Here is a 1,066-nt window from a genome sequence, read left to right as displayed (position 1 = left end):
AATTGGAGCGCTGACTCTCCTGAAATAATCTCAATTGAAGCGGGCTCATCACTTGTTAGCGGACTGGATATCGGCAGCTCAAGCCTGAGTGCTGAGCTAGATGGCCATAATGCTGCCAGTACGGTTACGGTAAGCAATGCAGTACTAAGCAATATAAGTATTCTTCCTATTAACAGCTCCCTACCAAAGGGGCTAAGCCAAAGTTTCAGTGCTCAAGGAACATACAGTGACGGCTCAGTTCAGGACATCACCGAACAGGTAACCTGGACATCGAGCGACTCGGCAATAGGCTCTATTTCAAACGCTGCGCTATCTGAAGGTTTAGTCAATGGACTAGAACTGGGATTCGTAAACATTTCCGCCACCCTGGATGATATTAGTATATCGACTAGTCTAAGCATTCAAGACGCCGTATTAACCGCAATTGAAGTTCAGCCAGGAAATATCAGCCTAGCTAACGGGCTTCAAATACAAGCCATTGCTTTAGGCTCCTATTCTGATGGAGAACAAATTGATATCAGTAAGGAGGCCAACTGGAACACAAGCTCTAGTACTGTTGCAAGCGTAGAAAGCCCTAGCGCTCCGGTTATCAGCGCTAATGCAGAAGGCGAAGCCCTGATCTCTGCCGAACTAGAAGGAATCAGTGGTATTAGTTTAGTGACAGTAACAAGTGCGACACTTCAATCAATATCACTGACGAGCGATAACACAAGTATTCCGGCTGGGTTTACAGAACAAGTCAAAGCAAGTGGCTTATATACCGATGCATCGACTAAAGACATCACCCACCTCGTCACCTGGCAAAGCGAAGACAATCAACTTATTACTGTCGACAATAATGTAGATAGCCCAGGACTAATTCGTACCGTTGCCCCCGGTAGTACACGTGTCAGCGCCAGCTTTGAAGGCCTATCGTCCAGCGCAACCTTCACAGTGACGGACGCAATACTAAGTTCTATTGCTATTACCAGCCCTGCTAGCGCGATAAACGTTAACGATGAACTGCAACTGAGTGCCATTGCAGACTACTCCGATAACAGCAGCAAAGATCTCACCCAAGAAGTAA

The 1,066-nt window shown here is 46.5% G+C and carries 1 protein-coding gene; it reads left to right on the top strand.

The window, feature by feature from the left end:
• A partial coding sequence (locus tag A3756_RS00595; protein WP_197481071.1) for an Ig-like domain-containing protein occupies positions 1-1,066 on the top strand: 1,066 nt, incomplete at both ends.

The organism is Oleiphilus sp. HI0086 (assembly GCF_001635225.1).
This window is presented reverse-complemented; position numbering and strand designations above follow the sequence as displayed.